This window comes from Amycolatopsis nalaikhensis, assembly GCF_030264295.1.
In the GTDB taxonomy this organism is placed as follows: Bacteria; Actinomycetota; Actinomycetes; order Mycobacteriales; family Pseudonocardiaceae; genus Amycolatopsis; species Amycolatopsis nalaikhensis.
The window spans coordinates 9177759-9198406 of sequence record NZ_CP127173.1 but is presented as its reverse complement, the minus strand read 5'-3'; the positions used below and the strand labels follow the sequence as shown (position 1 = coordinate 9198406).

The following is a 20648-nucleotide window of genomic DNA, read 5'->3' as shown; positions in this document are numbered from 1 at the left end:
GGCTCTATCAGGCGGGCGCCGCGTTGTCGGCCTTCGCGTAGAAGTCGAGGGCCGTGTCGGCGAACCGGCCGGGTGCCTCCATCGCCACGTAGTGACCGATGCCGTCGAGGTGCGCGGCGGTCACGTTCGGGGTCACCTGGCGGAAGGTCGACGGCGTGAAATCGCCCGATCCGCCGCCCACGGCGAGCACGGGCAGTGCCGGTGACCAGGTCGCGGCGAGGTCCCGGATCTCGTCGCCCTCGGCGAGCATCGACCGGTAGAGCCCGGTCGCGCCGCGGAAGGCATCCGGGCGGGCGTAGGTGCGGACGAGTTCGTCGACGTCGTCGCCGGCGAACGCCTCCGCGGTCGCGCTGAGGGACGGGATCGCGTACTCGGCGATGAACGGGCGTTCCCGGCCGGACAGCAGCATCTCGGGAATGCCCGCCGCGACGAGCACGCCGATGTGCCAGCCGTCGCCCCGCGTGACGTCGGCCAGCGCCTCCAGCCCGAACCCCGGCAGGCCGGTCTCGACCGCGGTGTAGCTGCGAACCAGGTCCGGGCGCGTGGCCGCGACGCGGAACGTGGTGGGGCCGCTGATGTCCTGGCCGGTGAGGTGTACGGGCCCGAGGTCGAGGTGTTCGATCAGCCCGATCAGGTCGGCCGCCGCCGTGGCGCTGCTGTGCTCGGTGCCCGCGGTCGCGGAATCACCGAACCCGCGCAGGTCGGCCGCGATCACGCGGTGGTGCGCACTGAACAGGGGAATCACCCGGTGGAAGACCCACCAGGTCTCCGGGAAACCGTGGACGAGCAGCACGGGGGAGCCCGCGCTGCCCGCGGTCACGTAGTGCAGCTCGGTGCCGTTGACCCGGGCGTGGTGGTGCTCGGCGCCGGGGATGGTCGCGCCGGCGGGGGTGGGTGTCATCGACTTCCTCCACGTTAGACAAGTTACTTGTCCAACGTAGGTGTTGGACAAGTAACTTGTCCATAGCGCTCGCGGCCGTATGATCCCGGCATGGAACGGTCTTCGGGGGCGGATCTGGCGCTCCTGCTGCTGCGCGGCTTCCGCGCGATGGTGGACGACGTCAGCGCGGAGCTGGAGAACCGCGGCCATCCCGGAGTCCGGCCCGCCGACGAGTTCGCGCTGCGGGCGATCAGCGAAGGGGTGGACACCGCCTCCGCCCTCGGCAGGCGGCTGTCGATCACCAAGCAGGCCGCGGCCCAGCGGATCGCCATCCTCGAACGGCTCGGTTACGTCGAGCGCGAGGAGCACCCGGCCGACGCGCGCCGCAAGCGGCTCCGGATCACGACGCGCGGGGCGGAGATGATGGCGCTCGGCGGCCGGTTGCTCGACGAGATCCGCGACCGGTGGGCCGCCGAAATCGGCCGTCGCCCGCTGGCGGAGCTGGAGGCGTACCTGACCAAGCTCACCGCGGGGGTGCCCGTCCCGGCCGACGACGTCGCGGACTGAGCGGTCTGTTCACCGTCCGCGCGCTGCCCGGGTTCCGGCGGGGCGGCGGCGAAGCTCCTTTCCCAGTGCGGGCGGCACGTAGGCCACGTCGATCGGCCCGACATCGGTTCCCGGCGGCACGATCTCGTCGATGCGGTCGAGCACGCCGTCGTCGATGAACGTGTCGGCTCCGGCGAGCAGGTCGTCGAGCTGTTCCGGCGTGCGCGGGCCGATGATCGCCGAGGTGACCGCGGGGTGCGCGGTCACGAACCCCAGTGCGAGGTGGGGCAGCGACACCCCGGCGTCGTCGGCGACCTGGGCGAGCGCTTCGACGGCGTCGAGTTTGCGTTCGTCGGTCATGTGCCGCCGCGCCCAGTGCAGCCTGCCTGCCGACGCCGTTTCCCCGTTGCCCTTGCGGAGACGCCCCGCCAGCAGGCCCATCGCCAGTGGGCTCCACACCAGGACACCCAGCCCGTAGCGTTCGCAGACCGGCAGGATCTCGCGTTCGATCCCGCGGTTGAGGATCGAGTAGTGCGGCTGTTCGGAGCGGAACCGGGCCAACCCGCACCGCCGCGCCACCCACTGGGCTTCGACGATGTCCGACGCGGGCAGGTTGGAATGGCCGATCGCGCGCACCTTGCCCGCGCGCAGCAGGTCGGTCAGCGCGCCAAGGGTTTCCTCGATATCCGTGCCGGGTTCGGGGTGGTGGGCCTGGTACAGATCGATGTGGTCGACGCCCAGGCGGCGCAGCGACCCCTCGACGGCGGAGACGATCCACCGGCGAGAGCTGCCGCGCTGGTTGGCGCCGGGGCCCATCGGGCCGTTGAACTTCGTGGCGAGGACGACGTCGTCGCGGCGGCCGCGCACGGCTTTTCCGACGATCTTCTCGGATTCGCCGTCGCCGCCGTAGACGTCGGCGGTGTCGATGACGGTGATGCCGCCGTCGAGGGCGCGGTGGACGATCCGCACGCAGTCGCCGGGGTCGGGATTGCCGTGCGGGCCGAACATCATGGTGCCCAGGGTGTAGGCGCTGACCTGGATGCCGGTCCGGCCGAGCGGGCGGGTGCGCATGGGGTTGCTCCTGCGTCGGGGCGGGGTGCGGCCGCGGGCGGCCGCACCCCGGCGGGCGGATCAGGCCTGGGCGTACTCGGTCGCGACGTCGACGATCCAGGTGACGCCGAAGCGGTCGGCCAGCATCCCGAAGGCGGGCGCCCACTGGGCCGGGCCGAACTCCTCGATCACGGTCGCGCCCTTGGCGAGGCCCGCCCACACCGGCGTCACCTCCTCGACGCTTTCACCGCGGACGGAGAGGAAGAACGGCTCGTTGGTGATCGTCATGCCGTTTTCGCGACGCGTGCCGGGTGCGGCCGGGGCGGCGGGCGCGTCCTGGCCGGGCACGTCGTAGGCCATGACGCGGAAGCCGTTGCCGGCGACGACCTGCCCGAACACGACGTGCGTCGCGCCGGGCAGCTCGGCCGGCATCCCGAAGTCGGCGTAGGTGACGACGGTGAGCTGCCCGCCGAACACCGACTGGTAGAACTCGAGGGCTTCGCGGGCCTCGCCGTGGAAGTTCAGGTGGGCGACAGCGTTGAGCGACATTTGGTCCGGTCCTTCACGAGTGGTTCCGCCGCCGGAGGTTTCCGGCGGCGAGCGCCACTGTTCCGCGAATAGCGGTCAGAGTACGTCCGTTACTCGTGGCATCCTGAAAAGATGCCGATCGCCACTTCGACGACGACGTCCAGCAGGCTCCTGGCGTTGCTGTCCATGCTGCAGGCCCGCCGCGACTGGCCGGGCGGCCTGCTGGCCGAGCGGCTGGGCGTCAGCGAGCGGACGGTGCGCCGCGACGTCGACCGGCTGCGCGAGCTCGGATATCCGGTCCAGGCGGTCAAGGGACCCGACGGGGGCTACCGGCTCGAAGCGGGCAGCCAGCTGCCGCCGCTGCTGTTCGACGAAGAGCAGGCGGTGGCGCTCGCGGTGGCGCTGCGGATCGCGGTGGGGACGGGCGCGGGCATCGAGGAGGCGGCGGCGCGGGCCCTGACCACGGTGCGGCAGGTGCTGCCGGCGCGCCTGCGGCGGCGCGTCGACGTGCTCGAGGTCAGTGCGGCGGGGCGCGGAACCGATCCCCAGGTGGACACGGAGGTCCTGCTGATACTCAGCGCGGCGGTCCGGGCCCGGGAGGAGCTGAGGTTCGACTACCGCGCGCCGGGAAGTTCGGAGGACGCCGAGCCGCGGCCGCCGCGCCGGGTGCAGCCGCACCACCTGGTGGTGCGGGCCGGGCGCTGGTACGTCGTGGGTTGGGATCCCGATCGTGGTGACTGGCGGACCTACCGCGCCGACCGGATGAAGCTGCGCGTCCCGAACGGGCCGCGGTTCGCGCCCCGTGAGGTTCCGGGGGGCGACGTGGCCGCTTTCCTTTCGGCCCGCTTCAAGGGCGCCGAGAGCGCGGACGCTTGGCCCTGTCGCGGCGAGGTGATCCTCGACCTGCCGGTGGCTGAGGTGGCGCCCTTTGCCGGCGATGGCGTTGTCGAGGAAGTTGGTGCTGCACGGACCAGGTTGACGGCCGGGGCCTGGTCTTGGGCTGCGCTCGCGGCGTCGCTGGCCCGCTTCGACGCCGAGATCGAGGTGGTCGCTCCGGCGGAGCTGCGGGCCGCGTTTGGCGAGTTGTCCCGGCGTGCCGCTCGAGCGGGTGAGGTCCATGTATCGGCCTGAAGATCTCCGTACGGTCGAAGTGGTCGGCTACCTGCGCGAAAATTCCGGACGGTTCTTCCGCGCCGGGGCGGCCGACGTCCGCATCTCCAGGCGGGACGGATGGCTGCTCGTCGACTCCGATGTGGACTGGTTGCGCGATGTGGAAGACTTCGTTTTCGGCCGGATCGTTCCCTTTACTGGCGCTGGACCGAACAGCATGTTCGCCGAAGTGTTGCTGGTGGCCTTTGCGAAGGTGTCGCCACGGCATCTGCGGGGTCAGTGCGAGTGATCAAGCGGTGGATGCGGAGAATGCTCGACCCGCGCCGACCGACACAAGTTTCGACGAAATCGAGGAGCCGCGGTATGGAGTGGGGTAGTTATCGGAGCTATCGACCCGCGGTGATCGGACCGCCGCGCCAGATGGCCCGGGCTGATGCTCGTCTCGAGTACAACCATCTCATGGCCCACAAGGACGAGCGGATCACGTGTCTACTCAAGTTGACCAGCTTGAACGGAGTCGCGTTCGACGGTACTCGTGATGGGCTCGAAAGACTCGATCGCTGGTTTGCTCAGAACATCGAAGAGGACTCGCGCGAATCCGGCAGGCTGGCGCCTCTTTGGTATTCGATCGTGATCGACGTCGGTCTCTTGCTCGGTGACCTGATGATTCGGCAAGTTCCGCATCTGAAGTGGGTTTTTCACACCTTTGGGAAGACCGATATCAACTATCACAAGGCGGTCATATTCGGGTTCACCAAAATAGCTGTCAAGAACTACACCGTTGACCCCGACGGGTTGGTCGCGACCTACGGTCACCGCATCGTGGCGGGCCTGGATGTCGATGAGAACCTGTTCAACCTCATCCTTGTCTCGACCCGGGAAAAGGCCTGACGGACACGGATGAGGGCAGTCGCCTGGGCGTCGTCGTCGGTCGGCCGCTAGGATCCTCCAGCCGGGTCGGGGGACTCCGGAGGGGGATCCTTGTTCGACGAAACGCGCTCCACCCTGTCCAACCACGACCAGACGACCGTCCACCGGCACGTCGACTCCGGGGGGACCGACGGCTTCGCCATCGCCGCCCTGCTCTGCGGGCTGATCGGGCTCGTGCCGTTCGCCGTCATCCTGGGCATCCGCGCTCTGGTCCGGATCGGACGCAGTGGCCGCGCCGGGCGGGGGTTGGCCGTCACCGGCATCGTTCTCGGTGCGCTCTGGCTGGGCGTCGGCCTGGTGAAGCTCGGGCCGCAGCTCCTCGCGCGATCGCCCGTCGCGCGTGGTGACGACTACATCCACGTCATGCCCGTCGGCGATTGCTTCGACTCCGGTGCCGACGGTGAACACGTCGCCCGGGTCGCCTGCGACCTCCCGCACGACGAACAGATCTTCGGACGCATCGACGTCGGCACCGGCACGGACGCCTACCCGGGCCTCGACGCCCTCCGCGAGCAGGCCTTGACCACCTGCCGGATGGCCGCGGACGCCTACTTCATCCGCGGCACGCCGCCGCCGGCGCTCGAGTTCTTCGTGCACCTCCCCACCCGCGGCTCCTGGATCGGGGGCGTTCGGACCGCCGCCTGCACCTTCGGGCAGCCGGGTGCGAAGCTCACCGCCTTCGTTCAGCCCTGACCGAAAGCTGTGCTCCGACCGCGAAGGCCGTCGCCGCCACGCCGAGGCCCGTGCGGAGCCAGTCCCACCGGTTCCAGGCCGCCAGCGCGCCCGCGACGTCTCGCGGGGGAAACGCGGGATCCAGCAGTGCCAGGTTCGCCGGGACGAAATACAGCAGCAGCACGAAAGTCCCGGCGGAACACACTGTCGCCGCGGCCCACCACCACCGCGCCGAGCTTCCTCGGATCGACAAGGCCAGCAGCACCAGGGAGGCCAGCTCGAACGGGAACACCGTCGCCCCGGTGATCGGGCCCTCTGTGGCGAACCGGGCCAGGAAGACCTCCGGTGGCGCCGCCCGCCACGAGGGGACGATCACCGTCTGGGTCAGCAGTGCTCCTCCGGCGAACGCCGCCGTCGCCGCCAATGCCAGGGTTCTCATATCCCTCTGACGGACCCGCCGCCGCCGTTGTGACGGGTACCGTGCCTCCATGTCCGCCTTCGACGTCCGGCCCGCCGAAAACTTCGACGACGTCGCCGCCATCCTCAACCCCAGCGGCAACGACCGCGCCTGCTGGTGCCTCGCCTACCGGATCACCTCCGCCGAATACAGTGCCCTGCGCGGCGAACGCCGGGCCGATCGGGTCCGGGGCCTCTGCGCCGAGCAGCCCGCCCCCGGCGTCCTCGCCTACGACGGTGACACGCCCGTCGGGTGGTGCGGGGTCTCGCCGCGGTCGCGGATGGAACGGCTGAACCGCTCGCGGACCATCCTTCCGCTCGACGACCTGCCTGTGTGGAGCGTCGTCTGCTTCGTCGTCCGGTCGTCCCACCGGCGGCGCGGCGTCGCGCGGGACCTCCTGGACGGCGCCGTCGACTACGCCCGCTCCTGCGGCGCTCCCGCCATCGAGGGCTATCCCGTCGACACCGAGGGCGCGCGGCTCAACTCGAGCGCGGCCCACGTCGGCACCACGACCTTGTTCGAAGCCGCGGGGTTCGGCCGCGTGCGGCCGACCCTCGCGCGGTCCGATCGCCGCGTCCGCTGGCTCATGCGGCTCGACCTCGGCGCGCCAGCTCGGTGACGACGTCCTCGAGCGGCGGCAGCTCGGCGATGCTCCGCTGGAATTCCCTTGCGGCGGAACGGAAAGACGACTCGGTGAGCACCCGCGAGACCGCCGCGGCGAGGGTCTCCGCGGTGATGCCCGCCGTCTCGACGTGCACGCCCACGCCGAGTTCGTGCACCCGTGCGGCGTTCGGCGGCTGGTCGGCGAACAGCGGCACCGCCACCATCGGCACCCCCGCCGACAACGCCTCGCGCACCCCGCTGAACCCCGCGTGCGTCACGAACGCGTCGCACCCGCCCAGCAGTTCGCGCTGCGGCACGAAGCCCGCCAGCTCCACGTTCGCCGGGCGCGGTCCGCGCCACGACGCCACCGCCTCGTCGCTGCCCAACGCCACCACCGCCGGGACGTCCAGGGCCCCCAAGGCCTCGACCGTGATCGACAGCAACCGGGACGGGCCCAGGAACCGGTGCGCGTTCGAACCGAACGCGGCGAGCACGCGCGGCCCGGCGGCGACCGGCGCCTCGGGCAGGCGATGACAACGGAGTCCGGGCGGGCGCGAGTCCGGGGGATACCACGACTCCGGCAGTAGCCCGGCCGTCAGCGCAGCCGCCGATCCGCCCGGCGGCACTCCGAACTTCGCGCGCAACGCGTCCAGCCGCTCCGCGAACGCCGGGACCAGCCGCGTGATCAGGGGCGCGATGTCCACCACCGCCGACGGGACGCCGAGCACCTCCGCCGCCAGGAGCCCGCCGTACTCGTTCGTCTCGCGGACGATCACGTCCGGCCGCCACCGCGCGTCGATGACGTTCGTGGCGAACGTCGCGGCCATCGCGTCGTCGAACACCGGCACCACCAGCGGCCCGCTGATCTCCGGGCGCCACTGCCGCAGCTTCTCCCGTACCGGCCGCAGTTCCGGGCGGCTCCCGGCCTCCTCGGGCGAGAGGACGTCCGGCAGCACCACCACCGGCACCCCGTGTCGCTCGACATCGGACGCCACCGCCGCGCCCGTCGCGATCGCGACCTCGTGGCCCGCCTCGCGAGCCGCCCGGGCCAAGGGCGCCAGCACCGGCAGCAGGTGGGACTTGATCGGCAACCCCGTCAGCAGAATCCGCACCCGGCCAGCCTAGGGGCGGACCCGGTGACCATGGGGGCGTACTAAAGGTCCAGGACCAGGTCCTCTCCGGGCCGCGAGCAGCAGACGAGCGCGTCGCCCGGGGCCGGTGGCTCGAGCGGGTCCGGGTCGTACCGGACGCTGCCCGACAGCACCGGCGTCACGCAGTTGTGGCACACGCCCGCGCGGCACGACCAGCGCGTCGGCACGTCGCACGCCTCGGCGAACTCCAGCAGGCTCGGGTAGTCGTCGTTCCACGGCACCGTGATCCCGCTGCGGGCGAACGTGACCGCCGGGCCCGTGCCCACCGCTCCGGCGGGCGCGTGCGGGGTCACCGTGACCGCGCCGGTGATGCCCGGGTTGAGCGCGGGCAGCGTGCCGAAGAGTTCACTGTGGACGTTCGCCGGGTCGACGCCCAGCGAGACGAGGGCTTCGCGCATCGCCGACATGAACGCGTCCGGGCCGCAGAGGTAGGCCACCGCAGCGGCCGGCAGATCCAAAGTGGACAGCACGGAAGCCGTGAGCCTGCCCTGTTCGGACGTGTAGTGGACGTGTTCGCGGCCGTGCGGGAGGCTCGCCAGCAAGCGGTGTGCCTCGGCGGCGAACGCGTGCTCGGCCGCCGAACGCGCGGTGTGCACCCACCAGACCGGCCGCGCGCTCCGGGCGGCGGCGAGCGCGTGCAGCATCGCCAGCACCGGCGTGACGCCGATGCCCGCCGACAGCAGCACCACGGGCCGGTCGTCGTCGGTCAGCACGAAGTCGCCGCGAGGCGCCGCGACGTCGACGACCGCGCCCGGCGTCAGGCTCGTGTGGAGGTAACCGCTCACCACGCCATCCCGCTTGACGCTGATCCGGTACTCGCTCTCCGACGGCGCCGCCGACAGCGAGTAGCTGCGGACCGGCGCCGGGTTCCCGGCCCCCGGGACGCGCAGGGTCAGGTACTGGCCGGGCTCCGGCCGGGGGAGCGGGGCGCCGTCGTCGGCGGCCAGGTGGATCGAGGCCACGCTCGCGCTCTCGGGCACGACCCGGGCGACGCGCAGCGGCCGGAACCCGCGCCACCCGCGTGGCTCGGCCGGGGCCGCCGCGTCGAGGAGGTCGCGGAACGACGTCTGCCAGCCCGGGCTGAGCGCCGGGATGTCCACGGCCTTGCGGAGCGCCTCCCGGTCGCGGTCCGGCAGGTAGAGCAGCGCGTCGATGTCCGCGATCGTCATCGCGTGGCGGCCGGTGCGGGTGCGGACGATCTCGTCGCCCGCCTGGACGCGGCCTTCGGTGATGACGCGCAGGTAGAAGCCGGGCCGGTGGTGCGCGACCAGCAGGGACGGCATCCGCGGCTCGCCGAGCCGCATGCCGACGCGGAAGCACGTCACCCGCGGCTGGGTGACCTCGAACTCGGCCTCGCCGATGCGGTAGCGGTCGCCGACGCAGACCTCGTCGTCCGGCAGGCCCTCGACGGTGAAGTTCTCGCCGAACTGGCCGTCTTCGAGGTCGTCGCGGCCGAGGAAGCTCCGCCAGTGCTCGTAGGACTCGCGCTGGTAGACCAGCACGGCGCGGTTCTCGCCGCCGTGACCGCCCAGGTCGCCTTGGCCGTCGCCGTCGATGTTGAGCCGCCGGACCATCAGCGGGCCGTCGACCGGATACTTGAAGATTCCGGTGTGGACGGTCCGGCCCTGCCAGGAGACGTCCTTCGGCAGCCCGACGTTGAGTGACACCAAACGCGCCATGGTGATCGTCTCCTTCAGTCCGCGGTGCGGGAGCGCTGGTGGTGGCGCCGGGCCTTCATCCGGTTGCCGCAGGTGGCCATCGAACACCACCGGGCGCTGTTGGGCTTGCTGCGGTCGATGAGGAACAACCGGCACTCGGGGTTGGCGCACGGCCGCAGCCGGCCGGGGCTCGACTTGGCCAGCGCGTCCCACGCCAGCACGGCCCGCGCGGCGGCGGACCGGCCCGGCGGCACGTCGAGGGTCCACTCGACGCCGTCGCCCAAGGACGCCCGGTACCGCACGCCCTCGACGAACCGCGCGACCGCCGCGGGGGCTTCCTCGCCGCGCACGATCCGTTGCAGCACCGAGCGCGCCTCGAGCAGCGCGCGGTGTTCGTCCGCGGTGGCGGGCAGGTCGTGGGCGCCCAGCCACTCGCGACCGGCCCGCGCGCCGGCGAGGTCGTCTACGGCCACCCCGTCGCGCACCGGAGTGGTGTTGAGCAGGTCGAGCAGCATCTCGTCAGTCATCGTGCACCTAACCTCCAAACTCACTGTTGACAGGTTACAGGCGGAGTGCTTCCATGTCTAACTATCAAAGTCGCTCATAGAGGTTAGGAGCACGAGATGGGACTGGCCTGGCAGCAAGGACCGCTCGCCACGCGGGCGGTGGGGCACTTCCTGGTCGAGCAGCCGCTGCCCGAGCGGATGCTCTTCGCGGAGCCGCTGCGGCGGCGGATGCGCGTGCGGTTCGGCGGCGAGTGGATCGCCGACAGCGAGGACGTCGTCCTCCTGCACGAGCCGGGGCGCTACCCGGTGGCCTACTTCCCGGTCGCCGACGTCCGGGCGGACGTGCTGGCAGCGGAGAACCGCACGACGACACACCGCGAGCTCGGCGCCACCGAGTGGTACACCGTGCGGGCCGGCGACCAGGAGGCGCCGCGCGCGGCCTGGCGGTACACCGGCCTCCCGGGGCACGCCGACGTCCTGCGCGACCGCGTCGCCTTCGCCTGGCGGGCGATGGACGCCTTCTACGAGGAGGACGAGCGGATCGTCGGGCACGCGGCCGACCCGTACCACCGCATCGACATCCGGCAGACCTCGCGGCACCTGGTCGTGCGCGACGGCGACCGCGTCGTCGCCGAGACCCGGCGGCCGGTGGTGCTCTACGAGTCGGGCTTCGCGCCGCGCTGGTACGTGCCGCGCGAGGACATCGACCTCACCGCGCTGAACCCGGTCGAGGGCGAGACGTTCTGCCCGTACAAGGGCCTGGCCGGCTACTTCGACATCGGCGACGCCAAGCGCGCCGCCTGGTCGTACCCCGAGGCGTGGCCCGAGGTCGAGCGCGTGTCCGGGTTCGTGTCGTTCGAGCCGGACGTCGTCGACGTGACCCTCGACGGCCGGAAGCTGGCCGTCGAACCGGGTCAGACCGTCACCCCGCACGGCATCGACCGGGGCCTCGACCCCGACGAGCTGCGGCTGCGCGTCCCGGAGAGGAACTGACGTGCTGACGGACCGCACCGTGCTCGTGGTGGGCCGGGGCAGCGGCATCGCCAAGGCCGTGACGGAAGCCGTCCGCGCGGCCGGGGCCACCGTCGTGGTCGCCGGCCGCGACGAGCGGGCGCTGGCCGCGGCCTACGACGACCCCGGCGTCACGGCCGCCGCCGTCGACCTCACCGACGAAACCTCCGTCGCCGCGCTGGCCGGCCGGCTCGGCCGGGTCGACCACGTCGTTTCGACGGCCTCGGCCCGGGCTCGCGGCGCGGTCGGCGACCTCGACCACGACACCGTGCTCCGGTCGTTCGACGTCAAGGTGCTCGGCCCGCTCCTGCTGGCCCGGCACTTCGCGCCGCGGATGCCCGAAGACGGCTCGTTCGTCCTCTTCTCCGGCTCCTCGGCGCGCAAGCCCCGCCGCCGGCATGCTCGCCGTCGGCGCCACCAACGCCGCGGTCGACGCGCTGACCCGCGGCCTCGCCGTCGAGCTCGCGCCGATCCGGGTGAACGCCGTGTCACCCGGCACGGTCGACACGGGCGCCTACGACGCGCTGGGAGAGCGGAAGAAGGCCGAACTGTTCGCCGCCCGCGCGGCCACCAGCCCCGCTCGCCGCGTCGGGCGCCCCGGAGAAATCGCCGAAGCCGTCGTCTTCGCGCTGAGCAGCACCTTCCTGACCGGGGTGTCCCTCGGCGTCGACGGCGGCGAACCCCTCGTTTGACCCATTCGGAAGGAACAGCCATGTACGCAGGAGCAGTCACCCCGGAAGTCGGGGCGGTGCCGTCGATCTACGTCCCCCGGCCCTTTCGGCTGGAGGTCGTCACGCTTCCCGTCAGCGACGTCGACCGCGCGGCGCGGTTCTACGCCGAGCAGCTGGGTTTCGCGCTGGACGTGGATTACCGGCCGAACGCGGCGTTCCGCGTCGTCCAGCTGACCCCGCCCGGCTCGGCGGCGTCGATCCAGCTGGGGGTCGGCCTGACCGACGCCGAACCGGGCTCGGCCCGCGGCGGCTACCTCGTCGTCGACGACATCGTCGCGGCCCACCGGGAGCTGGCGGAGCGCGGGGTGGCGGTGGGAGCGGTGCGGCACAAGAAGTCCGCGGACTGGCAGGGCGACTTCGCGCCCGGCGTGGACCCGGACCGGCGGGACTACGCGAGCTTCTTCGACTTCGCCGACCCCGACGGCAACACGTGGGTGGTTCAGGAACGCGGCCACCAGGCACCGGTGGTCGACGCGTCGTAGTCCGCGCCGTCGGTCTTGGTCGCGGTGTCGTGGCGGGCGCCGGTGAGATCGACGCCCGTGAGCCGCTTGTGGCTCAGGTCGGCACCGTCGAGGTCGGCGCCGGTCAGCTTCGCGTCGCTGAGGTTGGTGAGCTGGCCCTTGGCCCCGGCCAGGTCCGAACCGGACAGGTCCGCCTTGATCAGGAGCAGGTGGGTCAGGTCGGCGTAGGGGGCGTGGACCCCGGTGAGGCAGGTTTCGCCGAGGTTGGCGGCGAAGGCGTTCTTCGCTTCGCGGGCCACGTTCCGCCGGGTTATCACCAGGAACGCGGCCTCGACGTCCGGTGGGGTCTTCGGGCACGGGCCGGTCCGGGGGCTGGTGGTGCGGATGAACGCGGCCAGCACCTCGACGATCGTCTGCTGGTCCCGCGGCGAGTCCGTGGCCAGGCGCTCCAGCGCGAAGATGCCGCCCAGCCGCGCCTGCAGGTGGTCGGCGCTCAGCTGGTCGACGGCCTTGGTGTAGCGGTCGGTGAGCTGGCCCTGCTCGGCGATCCCGAGCTGGTCCCGCGTCGCGCCGAGGGACAGCGCGGTGAAGACCAGCGCGCCGAGCGCGGTGAACGCCGTGACGAGCGTGCTGACCCGCGACCAGCGGCCTTCCCGCGGCTCGGCTTCCGGCGCCGGTGACGCAGCGGTGCGGCCGCGCCAGGCCACGGTCGCGGCGGCGACGGCCAGCGCCCCGGCGAGCAGCACGAGCCACCAGCTGCCGAGCCAGTCGAGCAGGCCGGTCCACGAGAGGGCGCCGCGGACGAACAACGCCGCGACGAGGGCGGCGACGGCGGCCGCGGCCAGCAGCACGGCCACGCGCCGCCGGGAACGTCCGGTATCCGGGTGATCACGGTCCACGTCCGTTAGTCGGCGGGTGGCCGCCGGACGATACAGGCGTCGTCGGCGATCCGCATCGCCCACGCGTAGACCTCGGCCGGGTCACCCGCCGTGGCCCGGACCGCCGGGGCCACCAGCGGCCCGTTCACCGCCTGCAGCAGGTCGTACAACCCGAAGTACGCCCACTCCCACAGCATGCTGTCGAAGTTGTACGCCTCCATCAGCGGGGTGATCCTCGCCCGGATCCGCGCCACCTCGGCCGACGGCAGCCCGGCGGCGTGCAGCCTCCCCAGGGTCGCCCGCTCGGCTTCGGCGCCGAACTCCGTGTCGAGGAACGGCTCGAGCAGGTCCGCCCAGACGTCCGCGCGCCGCACCTCGGGGATGCCCGTGCGGTGGCAGAACTCCGCCAGCTCGCCGCTCTGCTCGCGCGGGACGAACAACGTCTCGCCGCGCCGGGTGCGCAGTTCCGGCCGGATCGCGTGCCAGTCGGCGTCGCGGATCCGCGCGATCGGGACGGCGCCCGCGCGGTAGACCGTGGCGCCGCGGAAGGGGTACCACTCGAAACACACGTGGTCCTCGGCGAACGTGACCTTCACAGCTCGAGCAGTCCCGCGAGGCTGAGCTGGTCGGCGGCGACGTCCAGGTCCGCCGCCGGGCCCTCGGCGAAGTGGTCGGCGATGTCCTCCAGCGTCACGGAGCGGCGGGCCGCGACTTCGAGCAGCGGCAGCGGCCGGAACGGAGGCAGAGCGACGCCGAGTTCGCCGGACGTGTCCGTTTCGCCGCGGTACCACCGGTCGCCGGTCCACCAGAAGCAGAACGTCAGCAGGCCACGGCGGCCACGCTCGTCGAGGACGCTGTCGGTCACCCAGGCCGGGGCCCCGGTGAACAGGTCCGGCAGCGGCCCGCCGCCGTTGTAGGCGGCGTCGAGCAGCGGGGAGTTCCAGCGCCCGCCCGAGAGCACCGCGCGGTTCCCGGGCAGCACGTACAGCGTCGAGCCGTTGCGGGCCGCGTCTTCGTACGACGCCGAGCCGGGGCGGATGCGGGGGCCCTGCTCCTCTCCGAGGCCGGCCGACACCGCCGCGAGCACGGCCCAGCGAGTCCAGAGGTCGCCGAGCGGCGGGAGGTCCGCGGCGGCGACCGCGGGCCGGCCGGCGGCCGCGTCGTCGGCGGCCCGGCTCGGTGGGCGGCCCTGCGCGGCGGGCCCCGCGATGTACCCGGCCAGCCAGACGGGCAGCGCCGGGCGCGGATGGGCCACGACGTCGTTGCGGTAGTGGCCGGGAGCGAGGAGCTGGTCGCCGGGGAACGGCTCGACGCCGTAGTCGTAGTCGGCGGTGGTTTCGCCGAGGTCGCTGCCGGTCACCAGCAGCCGCCACCACGGCCCGGACGGCATCCGCGCCGCAACGGCCCGCTGGGCGCGCACCAGGTCGACCACCGCCCGCGGCACCGGAACGGCCTCCGACCGGTCGCCGGTCCGGAACCGCACCCGGGCGACGTCGGCGGAAACAGTCACGGAGAACTCCGCGGAGAACCACTCCCAGCCGGGCGGGCCGAGCCGGGCCAGCTCCCGCGCGATCGGCTCGAGCAGGGCCTCGGCCTGGTCGGCGGCGGCATCGTCGGCGTCCACCGGGCCGCGCGGGAACCCGCCGACGTCCGGCGGCACCGCCGCGTGCCGGAACACCCACCCGAACTCGGCCAGGACGGCGGCCCCTTCGCTCCCGGGCGCGGGCGGCCGGGCGGCGAACTCCTCGAAGAGGAACTCGTCCTGGGCGATCGCCGGGGGCGTCGCGGACGAGACCTCCTTGATCCGGCCGGAGTCACCGACCAGGAAGACCGACTGGCCGACCGGCATCTCGAGGAACGCCAGCGGGTCGCTGTCGTCGACGTCCGCGGGCGCGTACACGCACCAGCCCGCGGCGAACCGGTCGGCTGTCAGGGCTTCGGTCGGGTAGTCGAGGCCGCGGGTCCGGATCCACGCCACCACCGAGGCGATCGCCGCCGCTTCGTCCATCCCCGCCCTCCCGTCGCGATCACCTTACGCGCCGGGGCTCGGCTCGCGCGGGCCCCGGCAGCGGCGTCTTGAATGAGTCATTCAAGACCTCCGAAGACCTGAATGAGTCATTCAAGACACGCGGCGGTCACACCGGGGAATCAAACGCGTCGCCCAAGCGCTGGGAGGGGCGTGAAGAAGATTGGCTTCCTCTCGTTCGGCCACTGGTCGGCGAGCGCGCACTCCGAGACGCGGTCCGCCGCGGACTTCCTGCACCAGTCGATCGACCTGGCCGTCGCTGCCGAGGAGCTGGGCGTCGACGGTGCCTACTTCCGCGTGCACCACTTCGCGCGGCAGGCGGCCAGCCCGTTCCCGCTGCTCGCGGCGATCGGCGCGCGGACGTCGAAGATCGAGATCGGCACCGGCGTCATCGACATGCGCTACGAGAACCCGCTGTACATGGTCGAGGACGCGGGCGCGGCCGACCTCATCTCCGGCGGCAGGCTGCAGCTCGGCATCAGCCGGGGATCCCCCGAGCAGGTGATCGACGGCTGGCGGTACTTCGGCTACGCGCCGGCGGAGGGCGACACGGACGCCGACATGGCCCGCCAGCGCACCGAGGTGCTCCTCGAACTGCTGAAGGGCGAGGGCTTCGCGCAGCCGAACCCGCGCCCGATGTTCGCCAACCCGCCGGGCCTGCTGCGGCTCGAGCCGCACTCGCCGGGCCTGCGCGACCGCATCTGGTGGGGGTCGGGTTCGAACGCGACCGGGGCGTGGGCCGCGAAACTCGGCATGAACCTGCAGAGCTCCACGCTCAAGGACGACGAGACCGGTGAGCCGCTGCACGTCCAGCAGCGCAAGCAGATCGAGGCCTACCGCGAGGCGTGGAAGGAAGCGGGTCACGAGCGGGAGCCGCGGGTGTCGGTGAGCCGCAGCATCTTCGCGCTGACCAACGACCTGGACCGGGCGTACTTCGGCCGCGACCGCCACTCGCGCGACCAGGTCGGCATGATCGACGAGAACACCCGGGCGATCTTCGGGCGTTCCTACGCCGCCGAACCGGACGAGCTGGTGCGGGAGCTCAAGGAGGACGAGGCCGTCCAGGCCGCGGACACCCTGCTGCTGACCATCCCGAACCAGCTCGGGGTCGACTACAACGTGCACGTGCTGGAGAGCATCCTCACGCACGTGGCCCCGGAGCTCGGCTGGCGCTGACGGCTCGACCGGCGGTCGTGAGTGGCGATTAGGGTTCTAACCCGAATCGCCACTCACGACCACCAGGCGGCACAGGAGCGCGTCGGGCGTCCGGCTCGAGCCGAAGCGGCCCGTGTACGCGACCCCGGCGACGTACTCGCCCGGCGCGCACTGGCCCTTGTAGTTGCCTGAAGCGAAGTCTCCCCCCGGGTCCCCGGCCGGGCGGTTGTCGCCGCGGTCGAACCAGACCGTGCGGCCCGTCCGGCCCAGCGGCGTCGCGGACCGGCCGCACAGGACCGCCGAGAACGCCGCTCCCGTCACGCCGTAGCCCACCACCGCGTGGTCCGGCGGGCACTGCACCTTCGTGTAGCCGGACGCCCAGTCGGTGTCCACATGGGACTCGTCGCGGACGGTGATGTACGCCGTGGGCGCCGGGAGCGTGCCCGTGCACAAGCCGCGGTTGCCGGTGTGGGCGAGCCCGGCCAGGCGTTGGCCGTCGGGGCAGACCCCCTTGCGCGCGCCCGGGTTCCAGTCCGGCTGCGCCCGCACCGCGCGCGAGGCCTGGAAGTCGGCGTGATCCAGGTTGAGCATCGACCAGTGCTCGGCCGCCGGGACAGGTCCGGTGTGCGACGGCGCGCCGACCAGCCGCCGCCACGCCGGGCCGCGCCAGTCCGTGCCGTCGAGCACGTCGATGCCGTGGCCGGCCGCGTCCCAGGCGAGCAGCGACCACCCGTCGCCCTTGCCGTCGGTCTGGAACCCGACCGCGGGCCAGTACGCGAAGTCCGTGTCCGTCTCGGCCAGGTAGTCGACGAAGTTCTCGAACCACGCCCGCGACGCCGGGTCGGTGGTGTTCCGGCCTTCGCCGAACTCGCTGATCCACAACGGCGCGGTGTAGTGCTTGCCGGTCTCCGCCGAGACGAAGAAGGCCTGCCGGTACAGCGTGTCCCGCAGCTGCTGGGGTGAAAGGTCGCGGTAGCGCGGGTCGTGCGTCTCACCGATGCCCGTCGCGCCGGAGTGGTTCGGACCGGTGTAGCCGTAGAAGTGCGCCGAGTAGACCAGCTTTCCCGAGTCGACGAGCGTGTGCGACAGCGTCCGGGCGGGTTCCAGCGTCGGACGGCCGTGGGGGAGGCCGTCGACCGGCAGTCCCGTCCAGTTGATGCCCTCGACGAAGATCAGCAGGTCGCGGTTGGCTTCGGTCAGGATCCGGTCGGCCACCTGCTGACTGGCGCGCTGCCAGTCCATGCCGTTGCCCCAGCCCCAGTTCGGGTCGTCGAAGGTGTTCCTCCGGACCTCGTTGTACAGGTCGGCGCCGACGACCCGCTTGTTCGCGGCGTAGCGGCGCGCCATGAACAGCCAGTCGTCCTGCCACCGCTGCTCGGACTGGGCGGTGTTCCAGCGTTCGTTGCCGTCGAGCCCGCAGCACCAGCGCGACGTCGTGGTGTGGTTGTTGAGGATGACGGCGAAGCCGCGCGCGGTGAGCCGCTTGACGACGTGGTCGTACACCCGCAACGGCGTCATGCCGCGCAAAGCGGGGTTGGCCGGCAGGTCGGGTACCGGGTTCGGGTCGTGGATCATCGCGTTCGAGAACGGCAGCCGGACGCTGTTGAGGCCCAGCCGCGCGAGCCCGTCGATGACCGTGTCGACCGGGACGCGGTCCAGCCCGAGCGGGGTCTGGTAGGCGATTTCGCCCGCGTGGTGGTTCGCGGGGTCGGCCGCGTCGCCCGACCCGGTCCACGTGCCGCTCGCGCCGTGCCAGTTGGCGGCCTTCAGCTTGAACCGGTCGCCGTGGGCGTCGACGAGGTAGCGGCCCTGGGTGCTGAGTGGTCCGGACCACGGCGGCGGATCCGCCGCGGCCGGGTTCGAGGAGAGCGCCGCGAGCGGCAGCGCGACGGCGACGGTCAGCAGGACGGCCCGGAGTCTCACCCCGGCAGTCAACCAACTCCGGCGGCCGCCCGGCTACGGCCGTCCGTCGGAACCGGCGAGCTGCGCGTCGTGGACCCGGCGCCACACCAGCAGCGAGACGACCGCGCCGCACAGGCAGAGGAACAGGTCCCACTGCGTGTCCCAGACGTCCCCCTGGGTAGCCAGGAAGGCGTCGGCACCCGACCCCGCGACGAGCGCGCTGAACCATTCCACGAACTCGAAGCACGCGCCGATCGCCAGGCACACGCTCGCGGTGAGGAACGCGACCCACCCGCCGGGCCGCAGCGGCGTCCGGCGCAGGAGCACCTCGCGGACGGCGACCGCGGGCACGAACCCCTGGACGAAGTGGCCGAGCCTGTCGTAGTTGTTGCGCTGGGTGCCCAGCCAGTCCCGCACCCAGTTGCCGAGCGGGGTTTCCGCGTACGTGTACTGACCGCCGTAGCAGAGCACGAGGGCGTGCAGCACGAGCAGCCAGCACAGCAGCCGCGTCAACGGAAAGCGCTTGCGCAGCACCAGGACCAGCGGCAGGCCCACCAGCACCCAGACGACTTCGAGGAACCACGTGCCGAGTGCCTTGGCCTGCGTCCCGGTCACCACCAGGGCCACGAGCACCACGGCGACCAGCAGCAGTCCCTCGGTCCGGCCCACTCCGCGCACCATCCGGCGACCCTACCGTGCGCCTTGACCTCGACGTTGGTCGAGGTTTTAGCGTCGGGACCATGACCGGAGCGACGATCCCCGACGTGCGGCGGCCGCCCAGGGCCCTGCTGGCGACCCTCCTCGGGGTCAGCACGATGACGATCATGGCCAGCGCGACGATCACCCCGGCGCTGCCGGGGATGGAAGCGCACTTCGCCGCCGAGCCGCACGCGCGGCTGCTGGTGCGGCTGGTGCTGACGCTCCCGGGGCTGGCGATCATGCTCGCGGCGCCGCTGCTGGCCCGGCTCAGCGGCCGGACCGGGCGCGTCCCGGTGCTCGTCGCGTGCTTGCTGCTCTACATCGTGGGCGGCGGCTCCGGCCTGGTCCTGGATTCGCTGCCCGCGTTGCTCGCCGGCCGGGCGCTGCTGGGCGTCGGGATCGCGGGCATCATGACGACGTCGACGGCGTTGCTGGCCGACCACCACGCGCCCGCCGAGCACGGCCGCGTGCTGGGCCTGCAGGGCGCGGCGATGGGGTTCGGCGGGGTCGTCGCGTTGCTGCTGGGCGGGGTGCTGGCCGCGGTGAGCTGGCGGGGGCCGTTCGCGGTCTACCTGCTGGCGGTGCCGGTGCTGGTCCTGGTGCTGCGTTACGTGCCGGAGGCGGTGCCGTCGCCGCCGGGCCCGTCGGCGGCGGAAACGCCGTGGACGCCGCGGGTGCTCGGGTTGTACGCGCTGATGTTCCTCGGCGTAGTGGTCTTCTACACGGTGCCGACGCAGGCGCCGTTCTGGCTGGCCGAGGTCGGCGACGCGGGCCCGGCGGTCACCGGCGCGCTGATCGCGGCGGTCAACCTGGCGATGACGCTGGTGGGCTTGAACTTCCGGCGGCTGCGCGCCCGCTGGGACTTCCCGGTGCTGGTGACGGCGATGTTCGCGGCGTTCGCCGCCGGGCTGGTCGTGCTCGGCGCGGCCGGGACCCTGGGCGTGGCCGCGCTGGGCATGGTGGTGGTCGGGCTCGGGATCGGCCTGCAGAACCCGGCGATCAACGGCTGGGTCGTCGCGTCGGTGGTGCCGACCGCGCGGACGAAGGCGCTCGGGATGCTGACTTCGGCGTTGTTCCTCGGGCAGTTCGCCTCGCCGTTGCTCGCGCAGCCGGTGGTCGACGCGGCCGGGCTGGGCCGGACGTTCGTCTTCGCCGGGGTGCTCGCCGCCGCGGTCGCGGTGGTGCTGGGCGGGACGCGGTTGCTGCGCGCCCGCCGGCGGCGGCCGTCGGGAGCGGGGCTCAGTCGAGCGAGAAGGGGTCCACGAACGGAAGGCCGCTGAGGCGCTGGTCGGTGAAGAGGCCGTCCGGAGCCGTCACCACCGGCAGCGGCTCGGCGGGCTGGTGGCCCCCCGCGCAGCGGGCGAACGGCCCGGTCACCGGGTCGAGCAGGGCGCGCATGTTCGGGTCGACGTGGTGGACCCACCAGTTCGACATGCCGAACGCCGGGTCGAACCGCAGGTGCTCCCAAGCCCGCCAGATCGAGTCGAGCCGGGAGAGCGCCTGGGCGTGGCGGTACCACTCCGGGCACCACACCTGGCCGGTACCCGGGGCCGGGCGAGTGAAGAAGTACGCGAACCGGTCGACGACGAACTCGTGGACGTTCCCGTAGAACAGCTCCGCCGGGCGAGCGAACTGCTCCTCGTCGCTCCGGATGTCGTCGACGGGCTCTTCCGGGGTCTGGGGTGGGGTCACGC

23 protein-coding genes and 1 pseudogene are annotated in these 20648 nt (G+C 72.3%); 11 read left to right on the top strand and 13 right to left on the bottom strand.

The window, feature by feature from the left end:
- Nucleotides 1-7: 7 nt before the first annotated feature.
- Nucleotides 8-901 (bottom strand): alpha/beta fold hydrolase, encoded by an 894-nt coding sequence (locus tag QP939_RS44630; protein WP_285452883.1) that lies wholly within the window; start codon nucleotides 899-901, stop codon nucleotides 8-10.
- Between the two features lie 90 nt (nucleotides 902-991).
- Here QP939_RS44630 and QP939_RS44625 point away from each other — a divergent pair, with 90 nt between their 5' ends.
- Nucleotides 992-1447, top strand: a complete 456-nt coding sequence (locus tag QP939_RS44625) for a MarR family winged helix-turn-helix transcriptional regulator (protein WP_285452882.1) — start codon at nucleotides 992-994, stop codon at nucleotides 1445-1447.
- Between the two features lie 9 nt (nucleotides 1448-1456).
- On the opposite strand, the gene QP939_RS44620 is transcribed toward QP939_RS44625, so the two are convergent.
- On the bottom strand, nucleotides 1457-2497 hold the full coding sequence (locus QP939_RS44620; RefSeq protein WP_285452881.1) for an aldo/keto reductase: 1041 nt from the start codon (nucleotides 2495-2497) through the stop codon (nucleotides 1457-1459).
- Nucleotides 2498-2557: 60 nt separating this feature from the next.
- Nucleotides 2558-3025, bottom strand: a complete 468-nt coding sequence (locus QP939_RS44615; RefSeq protein ID WP_285452880.1) for a VOC family protein — start codon at nucleotides 3023-3025, stop codon at nucleotides 2558-2560.
- A gap of 111 nt (nucleotides 3026-3136) precedes the next feature.
- On the opposite strand from QP939_RS44615, the gene QP939_RS44610 reads away from it, so the two are divergent.
- From QP939_RS44610 to QP939_RS44595, 4 genes are all read left to right on the top strand, one after another.
- Nucleotides 3137-4135: a helix-turn-helix transcriptional regulator gene (locus tag QP939_RS44610; protein WP_285452879.1), complete on the top strand. Its 999-nt coding sequence runs from the start codon at nucleotides 3137-3139 to the stop codon at nucleotides 4133-4135.
- On the top strand, nucleotides 4122-4403 hold the full coding sequence (locus QP939_RS44605; RefSeq protein ID WP_285452878.1) for a hypothetical protein: 282 nt from the start codon (nucleotides 4122-4124) through the stop codon (nucleotides 4401-4403). The genes QP939_RS44610 and QP939_RS44605 overlap by 14 nt, the downstream gene beginning before the upstream one ends.
- Nucleotides 4404-4513: 110 nt before the next feature.
- A complete protein-coding gene (locus QP939_RS44600; protein WP_285452877.1) occupies nucleotides 4514-5005 on the top strand; it encodes a hypothetical protein in 492 nt (163 codons plus the stop codon).
- 90 nt (nucleotides 5006-5095) lie between these two features.
- Nucleotides 5096-5737 (top strand): DUF4190 domain-containing protein, encoded by a 642-nt coding sequence (locus QP939_RS44595; RefSeq protein ID WP_285452876.1) that lies wholly within the window; start codon nucleotides 5096-5098, stop codon nucleotides 5735-5737.
- Here the strand turns inward: QP939_RS44595 and QP939_RS44590 are convergent.
- Nucleotides 5715-6155, bottom strand: a complete 441-nt coding sequence (locus tag QP939_RS44590) for a DUF1772 domain-containing protein (protein WP_285452875.1) — start codon at nucleotides 6153-6155, stop codon at nucleotides 5715-5717. The genes QP939_RS44595 and QP939_RS44590 overlap by 23 nt on opposite strands.
- 49 nt (nucleotides 6156-6204) lie before the next feature.
- On the opposite strand from QP939_RS44590, the gene QP939_RS44585 reads away from it, so the two are divergent.
- Nucleotides 6205-6792, top strand: coding sequence for a GNAT family N-acetyltransferase (locus QP939_RS44585; RefSeq protein WP_285452874.1), 588 nt, complete (start codon nucleotides 6205-6207; stop codon nucleotides 6790-6792).
- On the opposite strand, the gene QP939_RS44580 is transcribed toward QP939_RS44585, so the two are convergent.
- The 3 genes from QP939_RS44580 to QP939_RS44570 are packed head-to-tail and all read right to left on the bottom strand — an operon-like array spanning nucleotide 6758 to nucleotide 10112.
- On the bottom strand, nucleotides 6758-7888 hold the full coding sequence (locus QP939_RS44580; protein ID WP_285452873.1) for a glycosyltransferase: 1131 nt from the start codon (nucleotides 7886-7888) through the stop codon (nucleotides 6758-6760). The genes QP939_RS44585 and QP939_RS44580 overlap by 35 nt on opposite strands.
- Nucleotides 7889-7929: 41 nt before the next feature.
- Entirely contained in the window at nucleotides 7930-9606 is a 1677-nt protein-coding gene (locus tag QP939_RS44575; RefSeq protein ID WP_285452872.1) for an MOSC and FAD-binding oxidoreductase domain-containing protein, read from the bottom strand.
- A 14-nt stretch (nucleotides 9607-9620) separates the two neighbouring features.
- A complete protein-coding gene (locus QP939_RS44570; protein ID WP_285452871.1) occupies nucleotides 9621-10112 on the bottom strand; it encodes a CGNR zinc finger domain-containing protein in 492 nt (163 codons plus the stop codon).
- Between the two features lie 96 nt (nucleotides 10113-10208).
- Between QP939_RS44570 and QP939_RS44565 the strand changes: the two genes are divergently transcribed.
- From QP939_RS44565 to QP939_RS44555, 3 genes and pseudogenes are all read left to right on the top strand, one after another.
- Entirely contained in the window at nucleotides 10209-11084 is an 876-nt protein-coding gene (locus tag QP939_RS44565) for a DUF427 domain-containing protein (RefSeq protein WP_285452870.1), read from the top strand.
- 1 nt (nucleotide 11085) lies between these two features.
- Nucleotides 11086-11722 (top strand): annotated as a pseudogene (locus tag QP939_RS44560) (SDR family oxidoreductase); the annotation flags it as partial.
- Between the two features lie 92 nt (nucleotides 11723-11814).
- Nucleotides 11815-12315 (top strand): VOC family protein, encoded by a 501-nt coding sequence (locus tag QP939_RS44555; RefSeq protein WP_285452869.1) that lies wholly within the window; start codon nucleotides 11815-11817, stop codon nucleotides 12313-12315.
- Here QP939_RS44555 and QP939_RS44550 read toward each other — a convergent pair.
- Genes QP939_RS44550 through QP939_RS44540 form a run of 3 tightly spaced genes read right to left on the bottom strand, consistent with a single transcriptional unit; the run spans nucleotide 12273 to nucleotide 15180 of the window.
- Nucleotides 12273-13151, bottom strand: a complete 879-nt coding sequence (locus QP939_RS44550; protein ID WP_285452868.1) for a pentapeptide repeat-containing protein — start codon at nucleotides 13149-13151, stop codon at nucleotides 12273-12275. The two genes, QP939_RS44555 and QP939_RS44550, sit on opposite strands and share 43 nt — an antisense overlap.
- A gap of 47 nt (nucleotides 13152-13198) precedes the next feature.
- Nucleotides 13199-13768: a hypothetical protein gene (locus QP939_RS44545; RefSeq protein ID WP_285452867.1), complete on the bottom strand. Its 570-nt coding sequence runs from the start codon at nucleotides 13766-13768 to the stop codon at nucleotides 13199-13201.
- Nucleotides 13765-15180 carry a hypothetical protein gene (locus tag QP939_RS44540; protein WP_285452866.1) on the bottom strand — a complete coding sequence of 472 codons (1416 nt, stop codon included), beginning with the start codon at nucleotides 15178-15180 and terminating at the stop codon, nucleotides 13765-13767. The genes QP939_RS44545 and QP939_RS44540 overlap by 4 nt, the downstream gene beginning before the upstream one ends.
- Before the next feature lie 171 nt (nucleotides 15181-15351).
- Between QP939_RS44540 and QP939_RS44535 the strand changes: the two genes are divergently transcribed.
- A complete protein-coding gene (locus QP939_RS44535) occupies nucleotides 15352-16374 on the top strand; it encodes an LLM class flavin-dependent oxidoreductase (protein WP_285452865.1) in 1023 nt (340 codons plus the stop codon).
- A gap of 36 nt (nucleotides 16375-16410) precedes the next feature.
- On the opposite strand, the gene QP939_RS44530 is transcribed toward QP939_RS44535, so the two are convergent.
- Nucleotides 16411-18276: a glycoside hydrolase family 5 protein gene (locus QP939_RS44530; protein ID WP_434219608.1), complete on the bottom strand. Its 1866-nt coding sequence runs from the start codon at nucleotides 18274-18276 to the stop codon at nucleotides 16411-16413.
- A 33-nt stretch (nucleotides 18277-18309) separates the two neighbouring features.
- Nucleotides 18310-18936 carry a DUF2238 domain-containing protein gene (locus tag QP939_RS44525; protein ID WP_285452864.1) on the bottom strand — a complete coding sequence of 209 codons (627 nt, stop codon included), beginning with the start codon at nucleotides 18934-18936 and terminating at the stop codon, nucleotides 18310-18312.
- A gap of 59 nt (nucleotides 18937-18995) precedes the next feature.
- Between QP939_RS44525 and QP939_RS44520 the strand changes: the two genes are divergently transcribed.
- Entirely contained in the window at nucleotides 18996-20234 is a 1239-nt protein-coding gene (locus QP939_RS44520) for an MFS transporter (protein WP_285452863.1), read from the top strand.
- Here QP939_RS44520 and QP939_RS44515 read toward each other — a convergent pair.
- Nucleotides 20194-20646 (bottom strand): DUF4913 domain-containing protein, encoded by a 453-nt coding sequence (locus QP939_RS44515; protein WP_285452862.1) that lies wholly within the window; start codon nucleotides 20644-20646, stop codon nucleotides 20194-20196. The genes QP939_RS44520 and QP939_RS44515 overlap by 41 nt on opposite strands.
- Between the last annotated feature and the right edge of the window lie 2 nt (nucleotides 20647-20648).